The 21,984-nt window shown below is 62.2% G+C and carries 19 protein-coding genes; 7 read left to right on the plus strand and 12 right to left on the minus strand.

Going from position 1 to position 21,984, the window contains the following annotated elements; translation table 11 throughout:
• Positions 1-30: 30 nt before the first annotated feature.
• The 7 genes from ABE456_RS09420 to ABE456_RS09450 all read right to left on the minus strand — a co-directional run bounded on the left by ABE456_RS09420 (position 31) and on the right by ABE456_RS09450 (position 8,773).
• Positions 31-1,338 carry a hypothetical protein gene (locus tag ABE456_RS09420; RefSeq protein WP_346643656.1) on the minus strand — a complete coding sequence of 436 codons (1,308 nt, stop codon included), beginning with the start codon at positions 1,336-1,338 and terminating at the stop codon, positions 31-33.
• The gene (locus tag ABE456_RS09425) at positions 1,335-2,936 is read right to left on the minus strand and encodes a VWA domain-containing protein (RefSeq protein WP_346643657.1); all 1,602 of its coding nucleotides are present in this window, start codon (positions 2,934-2,936) and stop codon (positions 1,335-1,337) included. Before ABE456_RS09425 ends, ABE456_RS09420 begins: the two co-directional genes overlap by 4 nt.
• Entirely contained in the window at positions 2,933-3,934 is a 1,002-nt protein-coding gene (locus tag ABE456_RS09430) for a VWA domain-containing protein (protein WP_346643658.1), read from the minus strand. The genes ABE456_RS09425 and ABE456_RS09430 overlap by 4 nt, the downstream gene beginning before the upstream one ends.
• The gene (locus ABE456_RS09435; RefSeq protein WP_346643659.1) at positions 3,921-4,421 is read right to left on the minus strand and encodes a DUF4381 domain-containing protein; all 501 of its coding nucleotides are present in this window, start codon (positions 4,419-4,421) and stop codon (positions 3,921-3,923) included. The genes ABE456_RS09430 and ABE456_RS09435 overlap by 14 nt, the downstream gene beginning before the upstream one ends.
• Entirely contained in the window at positions 4,418-5,368 is a 951-nt protein-coding gene (locus ABE456_RS09440) for a DUF58 domain-containing protein (RefSeq protein ID WP_346643660.1), read from the minus strand. The genes ABE456_RS09435 and ABE456_RS09440 overlap by 4 nt, the downstream gene beginning before the upstream one ends.
• A gap of 11 nt (positions 5,369-5,379) precedes the next feature.
• A complete protein-coding gene (locus ABE456_RS09445; protein ID WP_346643661.1) occupies positions 5,380-6,354 on the minus strand; it encodes a MoxR family ATPase in 975 nt (324 codons plus the stop codon).
• 103 nt (positions 6,355-6,457) lie between these two features.
• The gene (locus tag ABE456_RS09450; RefSeq protein ID WP_346643662.1) at positions 6,458-8,773 is read right to left on the minus strand and encodes a tetratricopeptide repeat protein; all 2,316 of its coding nucleotides are present in this window, start codon (positions 8,771-8,773) and stop codon (positions 6,458-6,460) included.
• 575 nt (positions 8,774-9,348) lie between these two features.
• On the opposite strand from ABE456_RS09450, the gene ABE456_RS09455 reads away from it, so the two are divergent.
• From ABE456_RS09455 to dsdC, 3 genes are read left to right on the plus strand one after another with little or no spacing between them, the layout of a single operon-like run.
• Entirely contained in the window at positions 9,349-10,692 is a 1,344-nt protein-coding gene (locus ABE456_RS09455) for a gluconate:H+ symporter (protein ID WP_346643663.1), read from the plus strand.
• A gap of 34 nt (positions 10,693-10,726) precedes the next feature.
• Positions 10,727-12,076 carry a D-serine ammonia-lyase gene (locus ABE456_RS09460; RefSeq protein WP_346643664.1) on the plus strand — a complete coding sequence of 450 codons (1,350 nt, stop codon included), beginning with the start codon at positions 10,727-10,729 and terminating at the stop codon, positions 12,074-12,076.
• Positions 12,077-12,110: 34 nt separating this feature from the next.
• On the plus strand, positions 12,111-13,061 hold the full coding sequence (dsdC, locus tag ABE456_RS09465) for a DNA-binding transcriptional regulator DsdC (RefSeq protein WP_346643665.1): 951 nt from the start codon (positions 12,111-12,113) through the stop codon (positions 13,059-13,061).
• 263 nt (positions 13,062-13,324) lie between these two features.
• Here the strand turns inward: dsdC and ABE456_RS09470 are convergent, their stop codons facing one another.
• Positions 13,325-13,939: a hypothetical protein gene (locus tag ABE456_RS09470; protein ID WP_346643677.1), complete on the minus strand. Its 615-nt coding sequence runs from the start codon at positions 13,937-13,939 to the stop codon at positions 13,325-13,327.
• Between the two features lie 201 nt (positions 13,940-14,140).
• Here ABE456_RS09470 and ABE456_RS09475 point away from each other — a divergent pair, with 201 nt between their 5' ends.
• From ABE456_RS09475 to ABE456_RS09490, 4 genes are all read left to right on the plus strand, one after another.
• Positions 14,141-14,383 (plus strand): hypothetical protein, encoded by a 243-nt coding sequence (locus tag ABE456_RS09475; RefSeq protein WP_346643666.1) that lies wholly within the window; start codon positions 14,141-14,143, stop codon positions 14,381-14,383.
• A gap of 219 nt (positions 14,384-14,602) precedes the next feature.
• Positions 14,603-15,688 (plus strand): DUF3616 domain-containing protein, encoded by a 1,086-nt coding sequence (locus ABE456_RS09480; protein WP_346643667.1) that lies wholly within the window; start codon positions 14,603-14,605, stop codon positions 15,686-15,688.
• Positions 15,689-15,737: 49 nt separating this feature from the next.
• Positions 15,738-18,029, plus strand: a complete 2,292-nt coding sequence (locus ABE456_RS09485) for a C1 family peptidase (RefSeq protein WP_346643668.1) — start codon at positions 15,738-15,740, stop codon at positions 18,027-18,029.
• A 35-nt stretch (positions 18,030-18,064) separates the two neighbouring features.
• The gene (locus ABE456_RS09490) at positions 18,065-18,487 is read left to right on the plus strand and encodes a hypothetical protein (protein ID WP_346643669.1); all 423 of its coding nucleotides are present in this window, start codon (positions 18,065-18,067) and stop codon (positions 18,485-18,487) included.
• A gap of 2 nt (positions 18,488-18,489) precedes the next feature.
• Here ABE456_RS09490 and ABE456_RS09495 read toward each other — a convergent pair whose 3' ends face one another.
• From ABE456_RS09495 to pqqA, 4 genes are all read right to left on the minus strand, one after another.
• Complete coding sequence (locus tag ABE456_RS09495) at positions 18,490-20,154, minus strand: NahK/ErcS family hybrid sensor histidine kinase/response regulator (protein ID WP_346643670.1); 1,665 nt, start codon at positions 20,152-20,154, stop codon at positions 18,490-18,492.
• Positions 20,138-21,301, minus strand: coding sequence for an alcohol dehydrogenase-like regulatory protein ErcA (gene ercA, locus ABE456_RS09500; RefSeq protein ID WP_346643671.1), 1,164 nt, complete (start codon positions 21,299-21,301; stop codon positions 20,138-20,140). Before ercA ends, ABE456_RS09495 begins: the two co-directional genes overlap by 17 nt.
• Positions 21,302-21,390: 89 nt before the next feature.
• Entirely contained in the window at positions 21,391-21,663 is a 273-nt protein-coding gene (gene pqqD, locus ABE456_RS09505; protein WP_346643672.1) for a pyrroloquinoline quinone biosynthesis peptide chaperone PqqD, read from the minus strand.
• Positions 21,664-21,714: 51 nt separating this feature from the next.
• Entirely contained in the window at positions 21,715-21,786 is a 72-nt protein-coding gene (gene pqqA, locus ABE456_RS09510) for a pyrroloquinoline quinone precursor peptide PqqA (protein ID WP_003253598.1), read from the minus strand.
• Positions 21,787-21,984 lie beyond the last annotated feature (198 nt).

Below are 21,984 nucleotides of genomic sequence, written 5' to 3' on the forward strand. Positions count from 1 at the left end.
AGCAACGTGCACAGGCGTAACGGGGTGCTATCACGGGTTCAACGCGTTGAGCCCTTGCCTGTCACGGGTGGTGATAGCGCTTGTTTCAACGTTATTCCGAAGCTGCTGCAACTGGCGCCGACGGTCTTTAGGGCTTGCGCCAGCATCGGCCCCAGTGCCATAGAAGGCTTCGAAGAAGGCTAGCAAAACCGTGTCGAAATTCTTGGCCTGGGGATGTTCAATTGACGACAGTGTGCGCCGCCCGGTGGCACGACGAAGCCAGAGGTACATGGCGTCCAGCCGCGCCGGCTGGCTGTCGCACTGCCGGCATGCCTGGCGCCAGGCATACCCTGCCGAGTCGTGCCAGGCCTGTCGGCGCCGTGCACGACAGCGCTGCAGCCACTGCCAGGCGGCCACTGCCCAGGCCCTTGTGGCCCAGGCCAGGCCAGCGACCAGCAGCAGCACCAGCAGGCCCAGCCAATGGCTGGCAACCCTGACCTGAGCGCCCTGCCCCAAGGCCCGCAGATCTTCAGTGAGGGAAAACGGCACCTGGTACTGCGCAGCGGCGGCTTGCAGGTCCACGGCAGGTACCGACACGGTGTGCTCTGCGCCCGTGGCGGCATCCCACCAGTGCAGCTCGATGGCCGGCAAACGGTAGTTGCCAGGCGCACTGATCACGTAGTTGACGCTGTCATCGCGCTGCCCGCCCAGCGTGCCACCACGGCCGTCACTTAGCGGTGACACCTGTGGCGTCTGCACATAAGCCTTGAGCCCCTCGACCTGGGCAAAAGTTGGCGGTGGGATCAACATGGCCTGCGCGCCCTGGGCGCTGATGTGCAAGTGCCGGGTCAGGCTGTCACCGACCCGCGGCGGTGAATGCGAATACTGGATACGCTGGCTCAACTGCACATCGTTGGCCACCAGCCGGGGCTCGTCACCGCTTGCGGCCACCGCCTTGGCTTCAAAGGACAAGGGCGGGCTTTGCACCGTTACCGGCCCGCTGGCCTGCCCAGGCTGCAGCTGGAAGGTTAATGCGGGAATATTGAAACGCTGCGCCGTGGTCGGCGTGATCTGGTAGCTGTAGCGCAAGCCGAAGAAGGCCTTGCCATCCAGCTGCTGGTTCAGGTGCTGAGCCTCGCCACTGGGCGGGCTGACCACCGCCCCCGGCAGTTGCAGGGGGGCTAGCACGGGGGCATCGGTGAACCAGGTATCGACCAGCAGGTCCACCTGCAGGCTGAGCGTGGCCCCGACCATGACTGGGGTGTCTGGTACCAGGCGGGCCTGTACCCGCACCTCGGGGTCGGCGGCAAGCCCCGGCCGCGCCAGGCACAGCAGCAACAGCAGGGCCCAGCGCATCATGGTGCCACCTGTGGGGTCGGCTGGCGCGCGGCGTCCTGCAGCGCGAACTTGCGTTTGAGAAACTGCGCCGGCGAGGTGCCGAGGTTGTTCAGCCAGACCTGGTCCGATGCAGCCAGCGGCCTGGCTTGCTGCTGTTGCTTGCCGCCGGCAGATGGCGTCTGGTCTTCAACCACCTTGTCGGCTTTTTCATCCGGGGTGCCCTGCGCCTGCTGGTCTTCATAATCCTTGCGCAAGGCTTCGGCCAGGGCCAGGTTGGCCTTGGCCTCGGCAAAGTCCGGCTGCAGGCGCAGCGCCTGCTGGTAGGCAGCGATTGCCTGGGTAAACTTGAACAGCCGCACATAGCTGTTGCCCTGGTAGAACCAGGCCGGTGCGCTGTCGAGTTTGCCCAGGCTGGTCAAGGCAGCCTGGTAATCCGAAGCCTGGTAAGCGGCCACCCCTTTCCAGTAAGGGTCATGGAATCGCGCCGCCGCCTGCGCGAAGCGGCTGTGCTCCAGGGCCCAGCGCCCTTGCTGGTCGGCGGTAAAAAAAGCATCGGCCAGGCTGCCCGCCCGTGCCGGCTCACCCGCACCCGCCAGCAACAGCGCCAAACACACACCCGGCAGCCAGCTCACACGCCAGCCCCGGCGTACGCTGAACAGCAGCAACAGCAACAACGGCCAACACAGCCAGTAACCGGCATCCTTCCAATGCACCTGGTCGTCGCTGCCGCTGGCAGCCTTGAAGTGCCGCTGCGCGTGCAACTCGATCCAGTCCAGGTCATCGTCATCCAGCGACAGGCTACCCAGCGGTGCACTAGCGGCCTTGGCCAGGCCCTTGAGGCCCTCGACATCGAAATCACCCTGCACCGGCCGCCCCTCGGGGTCGAGCCGTGGCAAGCCCTGCGCATCGCGCAATGGCCCGGTGGGCTGGCTGCCCACCGCCAGCACCAACACTTGCAGCTGGCTGCCGGACAATCGCTGGTCAATGGCCGGGAACTGGGCCGGGTCGGCGCCGTCGGTTAGCAACACCAGCGTGCCTGGGGTGTTTTCCGCGGCCAGCAGCTTGAGTGCGAGCTCGATAGCACCGAGTGCGTCCTTACCCGGTTTGTTCATCAAATCACTGCCCAGCGCCTGGATGAAGGTATCGAGCAGCTGCGGATCGTCGGTGGCCGGCAGCACCAGGTGCGCACTGCCGGCATAGGCGATCAGCGCGGTACGCGCGCCAGCTCGGCGCATGACCAGGTCATGCAAGGTATGCCGGGCCGCGGCCAGGCGGCTGGGCGGCACATCGTCGGCGTCCATCGAGGGCGACAGGTCGAGCGCGACGATCAGCGGCGCACGGTCATCGACGAATTCCGGGCGGTCCTGCTCCCAGGTCGGCCCTGCGGCCGCCAGTGCGCCGAGCACCAGGCTAAGGCCGAGCAAATGCACCGGCCTTGCATGGCGCTGCTCCTGCGGCGTGATCAGCAGGTGCTCGACCAGGTGCGGGGCGATGATGCCGTCGAGCTGGCGCCGCAAATCATGCCGGCGCAGCCACAGCAGCGGCAACAACAGGCCAGGCAGTATCAGCAGCAGCCAGCCGGGCCGCAGAAAATGCAGCGCGCTGAGGTCCAGGTTCATGGCTGCGGCTCCACGGCCAAGCCGCGTCGCCCCGCCAGGCGTGAGCGCAGCAACGCCAGCAAATGAGCAAACAGCAGCAGCAACAACCCTGCCCCAAGCGGCCAGACGAACAGATCGCGCTTGGGCTGGTGGCTGTAGGTCTTGACCTTGTGCGGGGTCAACCGGTCCAGCGTGGCGTACACCTGCTGCAAGGCCTGGCGGTCTTCGGCACGGAAAAACTGGCCGCCGGTGGTTTTGGCAATCGACTGCAAGGTGGCCAGATCGACCTTGGCGTCGCCGCTGGCCTGCGGGTCACCAATTGCGATGGTATGTACCACGATGCCATGGTCACGTGCCAAGCGCGCGGCATGCTCCGGGGTAATGGCACTGCCGGTGTCGTTGCCATCGGTCAGCAGTATCAGCAGTTTCTCCTGTTCCTTGGCGCTGTCCAGGGCCTTGATGGTCAGGCCGATGGCATCCCCCAACGCCGTGTTCGGCCCGGCCATGCCAATGCCGACCTCATCGAGCAACAGGCGCAAGCTGGCGTGGTCCAGCGTCAGTGGCGCCTGCGGATAGGCGCCAGTTCCGAATACGATCAAGCCGATCCGGTCATCCTTGCGCCGGGCAATGAAGTCGCGCACCACCGCCTTCACCACACTCAGGCGGTCGCTGCGCTCGCCATTGGCGTTGGTGTAGTCGGTGGTCTCCATGGACTGGGAGATATCGATGGCCAGCATCATGTCGCGGATCGGCTGTTCGCGCTCGATGGGCCGTTCGACGGTAACCGGCCTGGCGCAGGCAACCAGCACCAGCAACCAGCACAGCACATTGAGCAGCAGTTGCCAGCGCCCTGCCGCTGCGCCTGGCTGCAGTGGTTCCTGGCCAACGGCACGGCTCATGGCCGTGAAAAACGGCACCCGCAGTGCGCTGCGGCTTTCCCGGTACGGGGTCAGCAGCCGATAGGCCAGCCAGCCGGCCGGCAGCAGCAGGAACACCCACGGGTAGTCAAACTGCCACATGGTGGCCCTCGATCCAGCTTCGGCTGGTACTGAACAACGCCGCCACCTGCTGCTCATCCAGCGTGTGCAACCATGCCTCTGGGGCGTAGGCGAGCAAATGCAGGGTCTGGGCAAAGCCCTGGGGCAGTGGTACCTGGGCGTGCCGGTCGAGAAACGCCTGCCAGGCATCGCCGCTCAGGTTGGCGACTGCCCCGGCACCGGGCATCGACAAGGCCACCCGCTTGAGCAATTCGGGCAATTCGCGCAAGGCCTGCAGCCGCTGGCCAGCCTCGACGGCGGCCAATTGGTCGAGCCGCGCCAGCGCTTCACGCCGGTAGCGGTCAGCTTGCCAGCGGCGCCAACGCCATACGCCCCACAGCAGGCTGATGGCCAGGATCAGCAGTGCGAGCACCAGCCACGCCCAGGTCTGCGGCCAGTAACTGAACGGCGGCGAACCCGGGGCCAGCTCGCGCAGCTGGTCGATTGATGGCACTGCGGCAGCGGTCATCGTGCTGCCTGGGCCAGGCGGCCCAGCTCCCGGCGTAGCTGCTCCAGGCTGTCGTCACCACAGCTGATCGTCAGCAAAGGGACCTGACTGCGTTGCAGCAATTGCGCAACATCACGCAGGCGCCCGGCCAGAAACTCGCCCAACGGCCGGTTGACCCGGCGCTGGCCAATTTCCAGTTCCACCTGCTGCGCGCCTTGGGTCACATTCAGCCGGCCCTTTTCCGGTAACTGCATGGCAATCGGGTCATACACCTGGATGGCGATCACATCGTTATGCCGGCTCAACTGGCGCAGCAATGGCAAGGTGCCTGGGCCGATACCGGCGAAATCGCTAATGATGCAGATCAAGTGGTCATGCCCGGCACAGGCGATACAGCTGCGCAACACCTTGTCCAGTTGCCCCTGGTGTTCGTCATCACTGGCATAGGCCGTGAGCCGGTGGTTGGCCTTGACCACCGCACTGCACAGGGCCTCGACCCGGGCCCGGCTGCGCAGCGGGCGCACAAAGTCCACGTGATGATCGCCAAACACCATGCCGCCAACCCGGTCACTGGCGTGCAAGGCCATCCAGGCGCACACCGCCGCCAGTTGCGCGGCACTCACCGACTTGAAGTAGCGTTGCGAGCCGAAGTACATGCTCATGCGTTGGTCCACCAGCACCAGTGTCGGCCGGTCGCGCTCTTCACTGAAGGTGCGCACGAATGCCTTGCCGTAGCGCAGCGAGGCCCGCCAGTCGAGGTGGCGCAGGTCATCACCGGGCAGGTAGTGGCGCAGCTCTTCGAAGCTCAGGCCACGCCCGCGCAAACGCGAGGCATGGTTGCCCGAGAGGATGCTCGACAGCGGCTGGCGCGCGACGAAGCTCAAGCCCCGGGCGCGCGCCTGCAGCGCCATCAGCTCGGCGAGCGAAACGTGGACGAAGCCATCCGGGGCTACGGTGTCCGCTTGCATGGGCATACTCGTCAGGCGGGAATGGCCACCTTGTCCAACAGCCTGTCGATGACCTGGTCGGCAGCCATGCCATCGCTGATCGCGTCGTACGACAGTTGCAGGCGGTGGCGCAGCACCGGGTGCACCACCGCACGTACATTGTCTGGCGAAACAAAATCCTGGCCGGCGAGCCAGGCATGCGCACGCGCGACCCGGTCAAGGCCAATGGCGCCCCGCGGGCTGGCACCGATGTTGATCCAGCGGGCCAGGTCGGCATCGTGGTTGCCTGGATGGCGTGTGGCATTGACCAGGTCGACCAGGTAGCGGTCGATGGCCGGGGCTACGTGCACACGCGCCACCTCGCGGCGAGCGTCGAAAATGACTTGCTGGGCCAGGCGCAACGGTTGCGCAGCAGGCGCCTGGTCGGCCTGGTCTTCGTCGCGCACCAGGCGCAACACCTGGGCTTCGTCTTCGGGGCACGGGTAGTCGAGTTGCAGCTTCATCAGGAAGCGGTCCATCTGCGCCTCAGGCAGCGGGTAGGTCCCTTCCTGTTCGATGGGGTTCTGTGTCGCCAGCACCATGAACAGCCCGGGCATCGGGTAGCTCTGCCCGGCCACGGTAATCTGCCGTTCTTCCATGGCCTCCAGCAAGGCGGCCTGGACCTTGGCCGGGGCGCGGTTGATCTCGTCGGCGAGGATCACGTTGCCGAACAACGGCCCGGGCTGAAAGCTGATGGTGTTGCCCTCGGCCGACTGCTGCAGGATCTCACCGCCGGTGATATCCGAGGGCAGCAGGTCGGGGGTGAACTGGATACGCCGCATCTGCGCCTCCAGGTGCGTGGCCAGGGCCTTGACCGTACGGGTCTTGGCCAGCCCCGGCAGGCTCTCCAGCAGCACGTGGCCGTTGGCGAGCAGCCCCAGCAACACGTGGCGGATGGTAGCTGCCTGGCCCAGCACCTTCTCGGCAACCGACGCTTCCAACGCCTGTACTTGTGCTAGCGTGTTCAAGGCTCGGCTCCCTGTCTGAGGTTGGCAATCTGGTAAATCTAGTTGCACTTGCCCCAAGCGCAATCGGTTGTCGTGAAGAGAACATGCCGATTGCCCTGCCCCATTACCGACCTTTCTGCCAATACGGCTCGATGGCCTGCAGGCGTGGGTCGTCCGGTACCACCTGGCGCATACGCTGGACATAGCCATAGGCCTGCTCGCGCTCGCCAGCCAAGGCGTGCAGGTAGATCAACGAATACAGCAAGTCGGCATCTTCCGGCGCTTGTTGCAAACCACTGCGCAGAGCTTGCAGGGCATCTTCACGGCGGTTCATGCGCGACAGCAGCAGGCCTTGGTTGTAGCGGATACGGGCATTGCCCGGCAGTGCCACGGCGGCCTGCTCCATCCAGCCCACCGCTTCGTCAAGCTTGCCGCGTTCAACCAGCAGCAAGCCAAGCATGTAGGCCAGGTTGCCGCGGTCGGCCGCCGGCATCTTGTCCAGTGCCACCCCCTCACGCAGCAGTTGCTCGGCAGCGTCCCATTGCTGCCTGCCGCTGGCCAGGGTGACCAGGTTGACCCTGGCCGGGACGAAGTACGGGTCCATATGCAAGGCTTGCCGGTACTGCGCCATGGCCTGCTCGTCACGGCCCTGGCGCTGCATCAGCACCGCCAGGTTCAAGCGCCCGCCCGGCAGGTCGGCGTTACTGCGCAGGCGCTGCTCGTAATCGTCAAGCAAGGCCTTGAAAGACGTGCGGTTGGCTTCCGGCAGTTGTTCGGCAGGCACGTCCGCCAACGCCCGTACGGCCTCGTCGCGCACTGCCAGGACGGGGTCTTCGAGCAGCGGTAGCAAGGGTTTGAGGCGTTCTTCTGGCGGCAGGCTGGTAAAGCCGGCCACCGCGTAGGCGCGCACCAACGCGTCCTTGTCCTGCAGGGCCCAACGCAAGTTGCTGGCTGCGGCAGGGCCCAGGTCCGCCAACTGGTCGGCAGCTGTGGCCCGGACAATCGCCGGGTTGCCTTTGTCCGCGAGGACATAGCCCAGGCGGCTCAGGGTCGTGCCTGGGGCTTCACGGACCGCGTGGAAACTCTGGCCATAATGGGCCGGGCGCTTGGGCGTGCCGAACCAACCTTCGATGGCGGTCGCGGCCCATTCCGGCTTGCGGTCCTGATGGCAGCTGGTGCAGGCATCCGGCCCACTGCCCTGGGCGGCGAGGTCTGGCCGCGGAATGCGCAGGCTGTGGTCGCGCCGCGGGTCGACCACCATGTAGTTCTTGGCGGGCATATGGCAGTTGACACACTGGGCACCCGGCGAGCCCGCCACATGGTGATGGTGCTCGGGGCTGTCGTAGTCCTTGGCTTGCAACCCGGCGAAGCGGGCCGTATTCGGCTGGGTATTGTGGCATTGCAGGCACAAGCCATTACCTTCGATGCGCACCTTGGTCGTGTGCGGGTTGTGGCAGTCGGTGCAGCCGACACCTGCCGCGAACATCTTGCTCTGGCTGAACGAGCCGTACTCGTAGACCTCACCGTCGATCTGGCCATCATCATGGTACAAGCCGCTGCGCAGGGTAGCTGGCAGGCTCTGGTCCAGTTGCGGGTGACCCGGTAATTGCCCGGTACCCAGGCCCTGCCGGCGGCTGTGGCAATAGGCACACTGTTCGACCAGGCCCTGGCTGCCTAATGCCTTGTAATCCACGGCCAGGCCCTGTGCGGGCGAGCTACCAGGGTTCTTCTGTGCCCAGTCGACATGCGCCTGGCCCGGGCCATGGCAGCCCTGGCAGCCGACGGTTTTCTCCTGCCAGGTACTGGTAAAGCTATCCTTGGCATCATCGTAGTGCTTCACCAGCCGGGTCGAATGGCAATCGGCGCACATGCCGTTCCAGTTCTGGTAACGGCCGGTCCAGTGCAGGGGGTCGTCAGGTGTAAAGCGCTGGCCCGGGTACAGCGAGAACCAGCGTTGCCCGCCCTCTGCCGCCGGGCGGCTGTCCCAGGCAATGGTCAGTGCCTGCAGCCGGCCTCGCGACAGCGCCACCAGATACTGCTGCAAAGGCTGATAGCCGAAGGTATACAGCACCTTGAAATCGCCGGGCTTGCCATCTTCACCCTCGATGTTGACGAAGTAGCTGTCGCCCTTGCGATAGAAGTGTGCCTTGACCCCATCCTGGTCATAGCGCACGTCAGCGAAATTGCCCAGCACATTGGCGGCATTGGCGTCACGCAGCGCCCAGGCATGGTCGGAATGCTGCCATTGCTTTGCCTGCTCGGCATGGCAAGCCTGGCAGCTGGCCGCATCGGCGTAGCCTTCGCGGTTCTGCGCCTGTTTTGGCAACTGGCCATCGGCTGCTACAGCGCCGCTCAAGCCAAGGCCACACAGTAACAGCGGCAACACGCCGAACCTGACAAACAACCGCCCCCACCGCACTACCTGTGCACTCAAGCCCATGCGCTCACTCCACGGTCAATTCTGCTGGCCCTGTCGGTGCTTTGTATTGGTTATAAAGGCAAGCGCGTCAATCGCCGCGCTGCACGCGACAGGTAGTCTCCACCCTAGTACAGGCAAGCTGGTGGCGCTGGGTATTCATGCATCAATCTGAAGTTGCCTGTACAGGCTGGAACACGCTTGCACACTGTAAGCGGGCCCTTTTGCGAAAGCGCCCGATGCAATCGGGAAAATCGTGAGCAGTCCCAGCAGTTGCATACGTAGGGTTGTACCGGTGCCTCGGGAAAGGTAGCCAAATCTCCCCGAAATCTCTGCTCGCTGAGATGGCCTCTTCGCCGGCAAGCCAGCTCCCACAGGTAACGCGTAAGCCTCAGGGGCCGTGGCACAGCCCAGATCCCTGTGGGAGCCCGGCTTGCCGGCGATAGGGCCGGTACAGGCAACACATCAGTCATGCATGACACAGGCTCACCTGTGGGGTGAGGAGTGATCGTTTGAGTCGATCAAGTCGCTGAAATCTAATGGCTGGAAACCAACAAGAAGCTCGCACGGAAGCGATCAGCGACAGAGATAACTACAACATGACTCCAACGTTCTCGTTAATCGTTCTGGGCACTGCAATACTCCTGATCGTGGTCATGATCAGCAAGCTCAAAGTCCACCCCTTCCTCGCCCTGCTTTGCGCAAGCCTGGTGGTCGGTATCGGCACCGGCATGCCGCCGACGGCCATGGTTGCCGCTTTCGAGAAAGGCATGGGCAGCACGCTGGGCTTTCTCGCCGGCATCATCGGCCTGGGCAGCATCCTCGGCAAACTGCTGGAAGAATCGGGTGGGGCCAGGCGCATCGCCACCACACTGCTGAACCTGCTGGGTGAACGCAATGCTTCATGGGCAATGATGCTGGTGGGCTTCATCGCCGGCATCCCGGTGTTCTTCGAGGTCGGCTTCGTGCTGCTGATTCCGCTGATCTACGTGGTCGCCCGGCAAACCCGCATCAGCATGCTGTACCTCGGTGTGCCGCTGGCCACCTCGCTGATGGTGGTGCACTGCATTCTGCCGCCGCACCCGGCCGCTACGGCAATTACCGGCATGCTCAATGCCGATATCGGTACCGTCATCCTGTACGGCCTGATCGTTGGCCTGCCCACTGCCATCATCGCCGGCCCGGTCTGGGTGCGCTTCGCCTGTGAGCGTGGCGCGACGCAAGCGCAACAGGCCTTCCTTTCGGCACGTACCGAGGTCCAGGCAGATGACCAGCCACTGCCGGCCTTCGGTATCACCCTCGCCACCGTACTGTTGCCGCTGCTGCTGATGGTCGGCAAGACCTTGGCAATCACGGTTCTGGCAAAGGGCACCGCGCTGTACGAGTGGGTGGCCTTCCTGGGCAACCCGCTGATCGCCCTGGCGCTGTCGGTGGTGTTTGCCTACTGGGCGCTGGGCCTGCGTCGTGGCCTGGACATGGCACAGCTGCTCATCCTGACCCAGCGCTGTTTCCCGCCCCTGGCCGGCATCCTGCTGATCATCGGTGCCGGTGGCGCTTTCAACGACATGCTGGTGGGCAGCGGCATCGGCAAGGCGCTGGCCGACGTGCTCAACCAGACTCAGCTCAACCCGATCATCCTCGCCTGGCTGATCGCCGGGATCATGCACTTTGCGGTTGGCTCGGCCACGGTCGCGATGATCAGCGCCGCCGGCATGGTGATGCCGATGCTTGGCCAACACCCCGAATACAACCGGGAAATCCTGGTAATCGCCATCGGTGCCGGTGCCATCGGCTGGACGCACATCACCGACTCGGCATTCTGGGTAGTAAAGGAATACCTGGGCCTGTCCCTGAGCGATGCGCTGAAGAAATTCACCGCGGGTACGGTGCTGGCCTCGGTAATCGCTTTGTGCCTGACCCTGCTCCTTTCGAAAATTGTCTGATCTACTCTGCAAAGACTGCATTACAGGTGAAATCATGATTCACGGAAAAACCCTGGAAGCCTGGCAACAAAGCCACCCGATCATCGCCGACCTCGTCGCCCTGAAACAGACCAACTGGTTCAACCCCGGCATTGCCAAGGCGTCAGAAGCACTGCTCGACGTGGGCCTGACGGCTGACGATGTGAAGGCCACGAGCGAACGGCTGCAGAGGTTCGCGCCCTACCTCGCCACCGTGTTCCCCGAAACGGCAGCTACGGGCGGGGTTATCGAGTCGCACATCACCCCACTGCCGCAGCTTCGCCAGCTGCTTGTCGAGGAAGGGTCACTGCAGAACGTGGGTAGCCTGTGGCTCAAGGCAGACAGCGACTTGCCCATTTCGGGCTCCATCAAGGCCCGCGGCGGCATACATGAGGTACTCAAGCACGCTGAGGACCTGGCCTTGGCGGCCGGCCTCATCGCGCCCTGCGATGACTACACCGTATTGGCGAGCGATCAGGCGCGCGCGTTCTTCAGCCAGTACAAGATCGCCGTGGGCTCGACCGGTAACCTGGGCTTGTCGATCGGCATCATGAGCGCGAAGCTGGGCTTCCAGGTGAGCGTGCACATGTCATCCGACGCCAGGCAGTGGAAAAAGGACAAGCTGCGCGCCAACGGCGTAACGGTCGTTGAGCACGCGTCGGACTACAGCGTTGCCGTCGAGCAAGGCCGCCAGCAGGCAGCGTCCGATCCTGGCTGCTATTTCGTTGACGACGAGAACTCCCCACAACTGTTTCTGGGCTATGCCGTCGCCGCTGAGCGCTTGGCTCGACAGTTCGACCAGGCCGGCATCAAGGTGGACGCAGACCATCCACTGTTTGTATACCTGCCATGCGGTGTTGGCGGGGGCCCTGGCGGCGTCGCGTTCGGTTTGAAGCTGGTGTTCGGTGACGCCGTGCACTGCATCTTTGCCGAACCCACCCACTCCCCCTGCATGCTGCTGGGTGTTTACACCGGCCTGCACGATGAAACCAGCGTGCAAGACTTCGGCATCGACAACATCACCGCCGCCGACGGCCTTGCTGTCGGGCGCCCGTCGGGGTTTGTCGGCAAGGCCATGCAGCGGCTGATCGATGGCTACTACACCGTTACTGACGAAGCGCTTTACCGCCTCATGGTGGTTGCCTTTGAGCAAGACAAGGTCAAGCTCGAACCTTCTGCGCTTGCAGGCGTACCCGGCATGGCACGTGTATTACAATCCGGCGAGTACCTGGCGCGCCTGGGCTATACCCCAACCCAGCTGCAACATGCCACTCACCTTGTATGGGGAACGGGCGGAAGCATGGTTCCAGCAACCGAGTTTGATGCTTACCTGGCGAAAGGTCGCGCCCTGCAGGCGCGCGCCTGACAGCGGCCCGTGAACTGTGCGGAAGGATTGCTGAATGAACAAGCCCGGCGGCGGCGCCGCAATGAAGCTCAATGGCGCTCACCTGGGCAGTTTGCATGTATTCCTGGTAGCTGCGCGGTACCTGAGTTTCGCCCGCGCGGCGGATGAGCTGTGCCTTACGGCAAGCGCCGTGAGCCATCGCATCAATCGTCTCGAACGTGAGTTGTCGTTGAGGCTGTTCAATCGCATGCCGCGCAAAGTAAGCCTGACTGAGGACGGTGAACGCCTGTTCGCGGTCATGCAGCGCACGATGGATGAGCTCAACGAAGCGGTTCAGGAACGCGCTCACGGCGAGATTGCAGGCCAGTTGACGCTGTATGTTCGCCCATCAGTCGCTCAATGCTGGCTGGTGCCACGGCTTGCACAGTTCACCTCCCGGTACCCGGATATCCAGCTGGATATCCGGGTGGGTAACGAGAGCATCGATTACCGGACACGCAAGATCGACCTGGTCCTCTGTTACTCGGACGGCCATCACCCAGGGCTCGCGAGCATTCACTTGATGAGCGAGCGGATAGCCCCGGTCTGTTCTCCCCATTACGCAGAAACCCACGCGTTGTCCGGCGACTTGCAGCAGTTGGGGCGCTGCACCGCATTGCATGATGTAGCGGCGTGGGACAATGCTGCATTCGATGCGGAGTGGCAGCTGTGGGCCAGCTACACGGGGGCCGATATTCCCCTACCGGGCAGGTTCCTTACATTCGATCGCTCTGACCTTTGCACGCTTGCCGCGCTGAATCACGTTGGCATCGCCATTGGCCGAGAACAGCTGGTAACGGAGCGCATTGACAAGGGTGAACTGGTTCTGCCTTTTGGTGGTTTTCTGGACACGTCCAATTACGGTTACTACCTGGTTCACCCACATCATGACGCGATGCCCGAACGGCTAAAGGTGCTGATCGACTGGCTCGTGGATAGTGCCCGGTCAGTCGGTTCAAGGTTTTGAACTGTGGTCATTGTTCATACACCCCGAAAACTCTTGTGCCTGAGCCGGCCTCTTCGCGGGTAATCCCGCTCTCATAGAACCGCACATAACTAACTGATTTGGCAGTGACTTTGTGGGAGCGGGTTTACCCGCGAACACCGGCGCAGCCGGTGCCATGCACCGCGTTAAATTCTTCGCGGGTAAACCCGCTCCCACAGGGTCTCCTCAGCCTTCAAGACTTGCAGAGCACCTGCGGGAGCGGTATTGCGGCGTACTTCAGGCAATCAGCAAGGAATACCCGCCAGTGGCCACGCAGGCGCTTTCGTCGCTTTGGCCTGACGGCGTTTTCGTGCCCATTGGGTCAGTGCGGCCATCATCGCAAAACCGAGCAGGATCAAGACCGGATAGGCCAGCAGCAACTCGGTCAACGAGTACTTCCAGGCCAGGGGCCGGCAGACGCCAAGCATTGCCGCATACAACCAGGACACACCCGACAAGGCGCCGGAGAACAGGGCGAACGTGCGCACGCCAACATTCAGGTCGAGTAACGAGCCCGCTTTGAGCAGGGCAGGCAATACATAGCGATGCAACAACATGCCGTTGAAGGTCAGCAACAACACAATAATGATTTTCGCCTGAAGTTTTGGATTGGCGAAATAGTTCATGCCTTTTTCCAGGTAATCAACACCAATTACCGCAACACCGGTCAGCCACAAGAATATCAAGGCATTGGACACAGACTTCTGCAAACGCGCCATATGGGTACTGTCGTGCCCGCCTTGTTTATGGCCCTTCAATAAGTCCTTGACCATTTCAACGTCACTCGCAAACACGAGGCCGATCGCGATGCAGCAAGCCAGCAAATGAATATAAATTACCGACATCCGCACCACTTCCATGGATTCTTTCTGCCCGAACAGGCTAATAATTGTATTGATCTCCACGTCGAATTCTCCACGTAATACTTGAGGCTAGATGGTCTTGCAACAGGCGTGCGAACGCCTTGATCGCAACGGCAAGACCAAATTCATATCGTTAAGTTAAACAGCAGACTGTTATTTCACACAGGCAATGGCTCACCCGATGAGCCTCGATTGGGCATGGCATTGCTCCAATATTCAAGTAAAAAAAATCCCCACGTGCATCCCGACGATGCAGATGAGGTTGAACGTCCATTACTTTCCGGGGATGGCGCGAAGTGCAAACTACGAGAAGCGCACCTGCTGGAAAATCAGAGTCAGCACTGCTCAAATCGTTCATTTTTCGAGCAAAAGTACCGACAAGCGGTATTTTTAGTCATGTTAGTTAGTTTGCTAAGTTATTTTAAACTGACCGAACAGTAAGTTTTTTATGGCAACTGGATCCAAACTCAGGACTTACCTTTGATTGCTCTGTTCCGCTGTTTGTGGGCCGCCGCTCCATGAGCGCGTCGGTGGGTTATACCCCCCTGCTCTAGCGCCTGTGAGAAAAAATGCTAGCGAAGCGGCTTGATTGTCGTAGGCCAACCACTAGCCTCGACAACAGCATGGCCGCCTCCCCCTTTACAAGGCAGGAGTACGTTTATGAACACCCGAAGCAATGCCGTGATTTTGAATTTTGACCAGGCGCTGGCATCGATACGCGATGGCCTGTCGGTCGCCCTGCGCATTGACCACATGCTTTGGGTAGCCAATGACGAAACCACAAGCCTGGAACGCTTGAGCATCAAGCCCGCTGCGCCCGGTGAAGAAGTGATCTGCGATGCGCACAAGACGTTCCCGCTCATGGAGTACCTGAACCTACCCGTAGCTGATCCAGACGAGGAAATCGATATCGAGGGATTAGCCTACGACCAGCATTATCTATGGCTGGTGGGTTCCCACAGCCTCAAGCGCAAGAAGGCCGAGCCCGACAAGCCTGCCGAAAAGAACATCAAGCGTCTATCGACGATTGTGCCGGACGGCAACCGTTTCCTGTTGGCGCGCATTCCCGTGGAGCGTCAGCACGACAGCCAGGAACTCGCCAGAGTGGTAGCTGCAGATGGGCGTACGGCAGCGCAGCTACGTGGCAACACGCTTGGCAACGACTTGATGCGGGAAATTGCCAAAGATGATCAGTTACGAGAGTTCCTGCGTATTCCGGGCAAGGACAACGGTTTCGATATCGAAGGCTTGGCAGTCATCGGTTCGCGGCTGTTTTTGGGGTTACGAGGGCCAGTGTTACGTGGGTGGGCGGTGTTGCTGGAGATCGAGCCTGAACTCGATAGCGGCTCAACGGACACGCTGGTGCTCAAGAAAATCGGGCCCGATGGCCGAAGCTACCGGAAACACTTCTTCTCACTGCATGGTTTGGGCGTGCGTGACCTGTGCGTCAGCGGTAAGAACCTGTTGATTCTGGCTGGGCCGACCATGGACCTGGATGGACCGGTAACAGTGTTTCGCTGGCGCGGCGGCTTTCCTGCCGAGGCGGAATCCGTGGTGTTTGCCGAGCAATTGGAGACGGCACTGCAAGTGCCTTTCGGCCAGGGTGACGATCATGCTGAAGGCATGTGCCTGTTTGATGTGGGTACAGAGGGTGAGGAAGTTGTGTTGATCGTCTATGACGCAGTGGCAGAGCGTCGAAAACGTGGCGAACGGAGTGTCGAAGGCGATCTGTTTTCCCTGAAGTAGCAGCCGTTGAAGCACCTTCGGACCTTGAGCTTGTCAAGGAGTAACGAGCATGAGCAAGTCTAGAAGCAGTACGGCCAATCAGACGAAAGCCAAGGCTGGTTCCAAAGTAAAACCTGCCAAGTCCGAGCCTGCCATCAAAGACCCGCCAAAGCCCGCCCCGCCAACCAATCGCACACCGATCGCTGGCCGGCTGCTGGATGCCCGCCCCGACCGCCTGGATTTTCGCGACCTGCTCTACACGCCTCCATTACGTTCCCTGCCACCTTGCTGGCCGCTGCAGGCCAACCTGACAGGCGCCATCAAGAGCTATGTGGCCCAAGGCCTTGTTCTGGACCAAGGCGCCGAGGGGGCCTGTACCGGCTTTGGGCTCGCCAGCGTCGTCAATTACCTGCTTTGGCTGCAGTATCTGCAGCGCACAGAGCACAGCGGCCAGTTCGAACCCGTCAGCCCGCGAATGCTCTACGAATTGGCCCGGCGCTACGATGAGTGGCCGGGTGACGACTACGAAGGGTCAAGTTGTCGGGGTGCCCTGAAGGGCTGGCACAAGCACGGCGTATGCAGTGACGCACTCTGGCCGTTTTCCACAAAAGCATTCATCAGGCCGCTACCCGGCTGGGACAGCGACGCACCGCGCAGGCCGCTGGGGGTCTACTATCGCATCGAGCGCAAGTCCGTCGTTGACTTGCAAGCCGCCATTGTGAACATCGGCGCAGTCTATGTGTCCGCCAGCATCCATGATGGTTGGGATACCCTGATGCGCAAACGCGCGGCGTCAGTGCCCAAGAGCCACGAGGGTCTGCCGGTCATTCCAGCGGCACAACAACCTGGGCTTGGCCGACATGCATTCGCCCTCGTTGGCTATGACCATCGTGGCTTCGTGGTACAGAACTCTTGGGGCACTCGTTGGGGCTGCTCGGGTTTCGCAGTGCTGCCTTACGAGGACTGGGTGGTCTACGGCACCGATGCCTGGGCTTGTGCGTTAGGTGTTCCCTTGACGCTGACCACACCGGCCAAGGCCAAGGGTAGTGCATCTACGGTGCGTGAGCAGGTCACATCGGCCTTTCGCGTGGGCTCTGGGAGGTCGCTCACCAGCCTCGATCGCTCAGCGCGTGTAGCGGCCAATCCCGCAGATGATCCCTGGCCATTCGACCATCCGTTCAACGAGCCACGCTATCAGCCAATAGCCACTCAGCGCGCCTACGAACTGACCTTGATCACCGGTAACGATGGCGAGATCGTACCTTCGGACTTCACCCGGGGCCCACTGGATCGCGCAGGCCTTGTGCAAGAAATAGTCGCGGAGCGGCCACTTGCCTGGCTCGCGACACAAGGGCAACAGAACACCCTGCAGCTGATGATTTACGCTCATGGCGGGCTGAACAATGAAGACGAATCAATCCGGCGGATTCGCGTCCTAGCCCCCTGCTTTCTCGCCAATGGCGTGTATCCGCTGTTCATCACCTGGAAGACCGGCCCCGGCGAAACCCTCGCCAACATGGCGGAAGACTGGCTGCACAAACTGTTCGGGGCAGACATTGACCGAGCAGCCGGGCTTGGCGACTTGCTTGAGGACAGCAAGGACCGCGCCATAGAGGCACTGGCACATGTACTGGGCACCGGGATCTGGTCGCAAATGCGCAGCAATGCGCGTGACAGCGCTCGGCCTGGGCACGGCCTGGACCTGGTAGCCAACGCCCTATTGGCACTGTCCGACACCTTGCAGGCCCAGGGCGCCAAGCTGGAGCTGCACGTTGTTGGCCATTCCGCAGGCTCGATACTGCTTGGCCACCTACTGGACAGACTCGGTAGCAACCCTGCCCGACTGTTGAAGGTTCAGAGCTGTCAGCTGTTCGCGGCAGCCTGTTCATCCGGATTCGCCATTGAGCGTTACTTGAATGCGCATGCCAGAGGCGTACTCAAGCTGGACCAGGTGTGGCTGGATGTACTAAGCGACGAGAACGAGAAAGCAGACGGTTTGCCCACACCTGGCTTCCCTGCGTATGGCAAGTCGCTGCTCTACCTGGTATCGCGAGCACTGGAGGACATCCGCAAGCAACCCCTGCTAGGCATGGCTCGGGCCCTGGACCCGCGCTACGCCAACGACAAAGACCAGTGGGATGAAAGCGCCCTGCCCGCCGTGCAAAAGTGGCTGGCGAACTGGCCAGCGAAGCCTGACCGGCTGCGCATCTGGACGTCGCCGTGGGTGCGGACCACGCGAGACGGGCAGCAGATACCTTCATCACATGGCTCCTTCGACAACAATATCGAAGTGATGACCTTTGTGCTGACACGTATCACCGGCAAACGCTTGATCGCTGAACTGGAGTGGCTGGACTACTGACCGGTCAGAAGCCAAGGGAGGTACGCAAGAGCGCAATGAACGACAATGCCATGCAACCACCGCCAGGCGCGACACAGCTGCTAGCGCGCCTGGCAGTCTGCTGTTGCGAACGCTGGGTGAACACCGATGTGAGCCTGGTGCAAGGGGCGCGCTACTACTTCCGCGCCACTGGCACATGGCATGACGCCTCGATCCGCTGCGACGCCAACGGCTATGACCGCCCCTACCTGAACTGGGTAAAGGCCACCATGCGCTGTAATGTGGACGGTGCGCGCTGGTTCACCTTGATAGGCGCAATCGACCACGCCGAAGCCAGTTTTTTCCCTATCGGCGACGGCAGCCGGTGGGCCGCAGGCTGGCGTGCACCGGCTAGCGGCAGGCTTGAAGTGTTCGCCAACGACGCGGCGCTGATGTACTGGAACAATCGCGGCGCAATCATGCTCGAGATCTGGCAATAGGCCTACCCAAGCAACTGGCTCAACACTGCCCGCAGTTTCCCCGGCTTCACCGGTTTGTTCAGCAGGGGTGCACCCAGTTCCTGCAAGGCCTGCCGGCACTGATCGCTGCGGTCGGCAGTGATGATCACGGCAGGAATGGCAGCGGCAAAATGCGCGCGCAAATGCCTGACCACCTCGCAGCCGACAACGCCGTGGTCCAGATGAAAGTCCGCCAGGATCAGTTCCGGTGCCCGCCCCTGCAGGGCCAGCAAGGCGCCTTCCTGATCAGTTGCCGTCACCACCTCGCAGCCCCACTGCCCGAGCAGCGCGCCCATGCTTTCGAGGATGCTCACTTCGTTGTCCAGCACCAGCAGGCGTCGGCCCGGTAGCGGGTTGCCGGCGCTTGGCAGCGGCACAGCCTGGTGGGCGGCCAGTGGCACCTCTTTGCCAAGCGGGACCTCGATGCTGAACATCGAGCCACGCCCAGGCCACGAGCGAACTTCTATCCGGTAGCCAAGAATCTTGGCGATCCGCTCGACGATAGCCAAGCCCAGGCCCACGCCCTTGCGATCCGCCGCGCGGCCAACGTCCAACTGGTTGAACTCAAGGAAGATGGCCTGCAACCGATCCTGTGCAATGCCCCGCCCGGTATCCCACACCTCCAGGCGCAGGTGTTCGCCGCGACGCCGTGCGCCCAACAGGATTCGACCCTCGTCGGTGTAACGGCAGGCGTTGCTGAGGAAGTTGCGCAGGATGCGCGTCAGCAACCGCAGGTCAGTGCTGATCGCATAGTCGGCGATGCGCGCATGCAGCTTCAAGCCAGCGGCGTCGGCCACAGAACGGAACTCCGACACCAGCGGCGCAAACAGTTCGTCCAGTCGGTACACAGCCACGTCCGGTTTGACCGCTGCCTGGTCCAGGCGGGAGATGTCCAGCAGGTCGGTCAGCAGGTCCTCGGCACCTTCCAGGGCCTGGTGAGTACGCTCTACCAACACCTGTTCGGCCTCCGGCAACGGCCGTTCGCGCAAGGTCGAAATTAATAGGCGGGCGGCGTTCAGCGGTTGCAGCAAATCATGGCTGGCGGCAGCGAGGTACTTGTCCTTGCTGCGGTTGGCGGCTTCGGCAGCATCGCGGGCCTCAAGCAATTCATCAGTACGCGCAGCGACCCGTTGCTCCAGTTCGTCATTGAGCTGCTGCAGGCGCTGCTGGGCCTGCTTGCGCTCAGTAATATCGGCGACAAACCCCTCCACCAGCCCTTCCTGGCCAGGTTTTAGCAGCAGGTTCATCAGGACATCGAGGTGGCTGCCGTCCTTGCGCCGCAAGCGGGTCTCATAACCGTGCAGGCTGCGCTCACGGGCGAGGATCAATGTGATCGCCTGCAGCTCTTCGGCACCACCATCAAACAGGTTGGCCGCCAGGTCAGTCAGGGAAAACAGCACTTCTTGCGGGTCGTCGTAGCCCAGCATGCGCGCCAGCGCGGGGTTGGCGGCACGCATGCCGTCCTGCAGGCTGGCCTGGAAAATGCCGTGCACGGCGTTTTCGAACAGCCATTTGTAACGGTTGCGCTCGGCCTCCAGCTCGTCCAGACGGGCGGACAGCTCCGGGTAATGGCTTTTGCGCGCTGAGTGGTCACCCAGCCCCAGCAGCCCGACCAGCGCCCGCTGCTGCTCGTCAGAGGGCCTCGCCATAAACCACCTCGACATCACGCTGGCTCGACGCACGGGGGTTGGTGAGAATGCACGGGTCATCCATTGCATGTTGCGACAGGAACGGAATGTCGGACGTACGCACCCCGTGCAGGCCCAGGGTTTCATGGAAGCCGATGGCGTGCTTCAGTGCGATCAGGTGCTCCACCAGGCGCCCGCAGATCTGCCGGTGGTTGAGGCCGCGGCAGTCTATGCCGAATACCTCGGCAATCACCTTGAAACGCTCCGGCGCCGAGCTGTAGTTGAACGCCACCACGTGCTCCACCAGCACGGCGTTGCACAAGCCATGTGGCAAGTCGAGGAAGCCGCCCAGGCTGTGCGACATGGCGTGCACCGCGCCAAGAATGGCGTTGGAGAACGCCAGCCCCGCCTGCATGCTGCCCAGCATGATTTTCTCACGCAGGGCGATATCGGTCGGGTTGGCGATCATTTCCACCAGGTTGCCATTGATCAGGCGCATGGCTTCCAGCGCGTGGGGGTCGGTCAACGGGCCGTGGCCAGTGGAAACGAAGGCCTCGATGGCATGCACCAGCGCATCGATGCCGGTGCAGGCTGACAGGAACGGGTCCATGCTCAGGGTGGTTTGCGGGTCGATCAGCGACACATCCGGCACCACCGCCTTGCTGACGATGGAGAACTTCATGCGTTCCTGCTGGTTGGAAATGATCACGAACTGCGACACGTCCGCCGAAGTGCCGGCGGTGGTTGGGATCAGGATCAGCGGCGGGCTGGGCAGGCGGATCATGTCCACGCCTTCGAACTCGAGAATGCTGCGCCCGTGGGCGACCACGATGCCAATGGCCTTGCCGCAATCCATCGGGCTGCCGCCACCGACGGCGACAATCACGTCGCAGTGGTTTTGCCGGTAGATTTCGGCGCCGAGCATCACCTCTTCGACCCGCGGGTTAGGCGATACGGCGCTGTACAGGCAGTAGTCGATACCCTGGGCCTGCAGGCTGGCCTCCACGTCCGTCACCCAGCCGGCGGCGATCACGCCAGGGTCGCTGACCACCAGTACCTTGCGCGCACCGAAGGTCTTGGCGTAGTTGGCGACATTGTGCCGGCAGCCGGCACCGAAGATGATTTCAGGCGAAACGAACTTGCGAAGCGGGCTGAAACTCTGGCTCATCGGAAAGCCTGTTCTTATTGTTCTGGAAGGTAACCGCCAGCGTAAAGCATCCCGCAGCGAAAGCAACCAGACCAAAGCGGGGCAGCGGATCATTCGATCCAGGACTTGGCGCGGGCCACCTCCAGAAACGCCAATACATCCTCGTCGAGCCCCGGCACCCCCGGGAAGCGCCCGGCCAGGCAATCTATGATCGCGGCCACGCTGCGCTGGCCGTCGAGCAATTCGAGTACCCAGCCGGCACTGGCGTTGAGTTCGATGATGCCCCCGGGGAACAGCAGCACATGACAGGCCTGGTGCGGCTGCCAACACAGGCGAAAGCCACGGGCCAATGCCAGGGCCTGCTGGCGATCGATCAGGTTCACAGGTGCTTGCAGGCTGGAGACCCGGCCACCGCAGCGATGGCCGGAGGGACATCAGCGATTGGCGAAATACATCGTCACTTCAAAGCCAATGCGCAGGTCGGTAAAGGCGGGTTTGGTCCACATGGGGCAATCCTCTTCTGGGTACCGGGTGATTCCGGTAGAAGCATTAATGCACGGGCGGCGACGGGGCCGAATGCTACTTTGGAACGAGCTTGCGGGGTGCGTTGGTAGCAATTTGTGTACGATTTCAAAAGGCTGCGCGATACCTGTGGGAGCGGCCTTGCGTCGCGATTGGGCTGCGCAGCAGCCCCAGCAATATCC

The sequence above is a fragment of the Pseudomonas sp. TWI929 genome (assembly GCF_039673335.1).
Lineage (GTDB): Bacteria > Pseudomonadota > Gammaproteobacteria > Pseudomonadales > Pseudomonadaceae > Aquipseudomonas.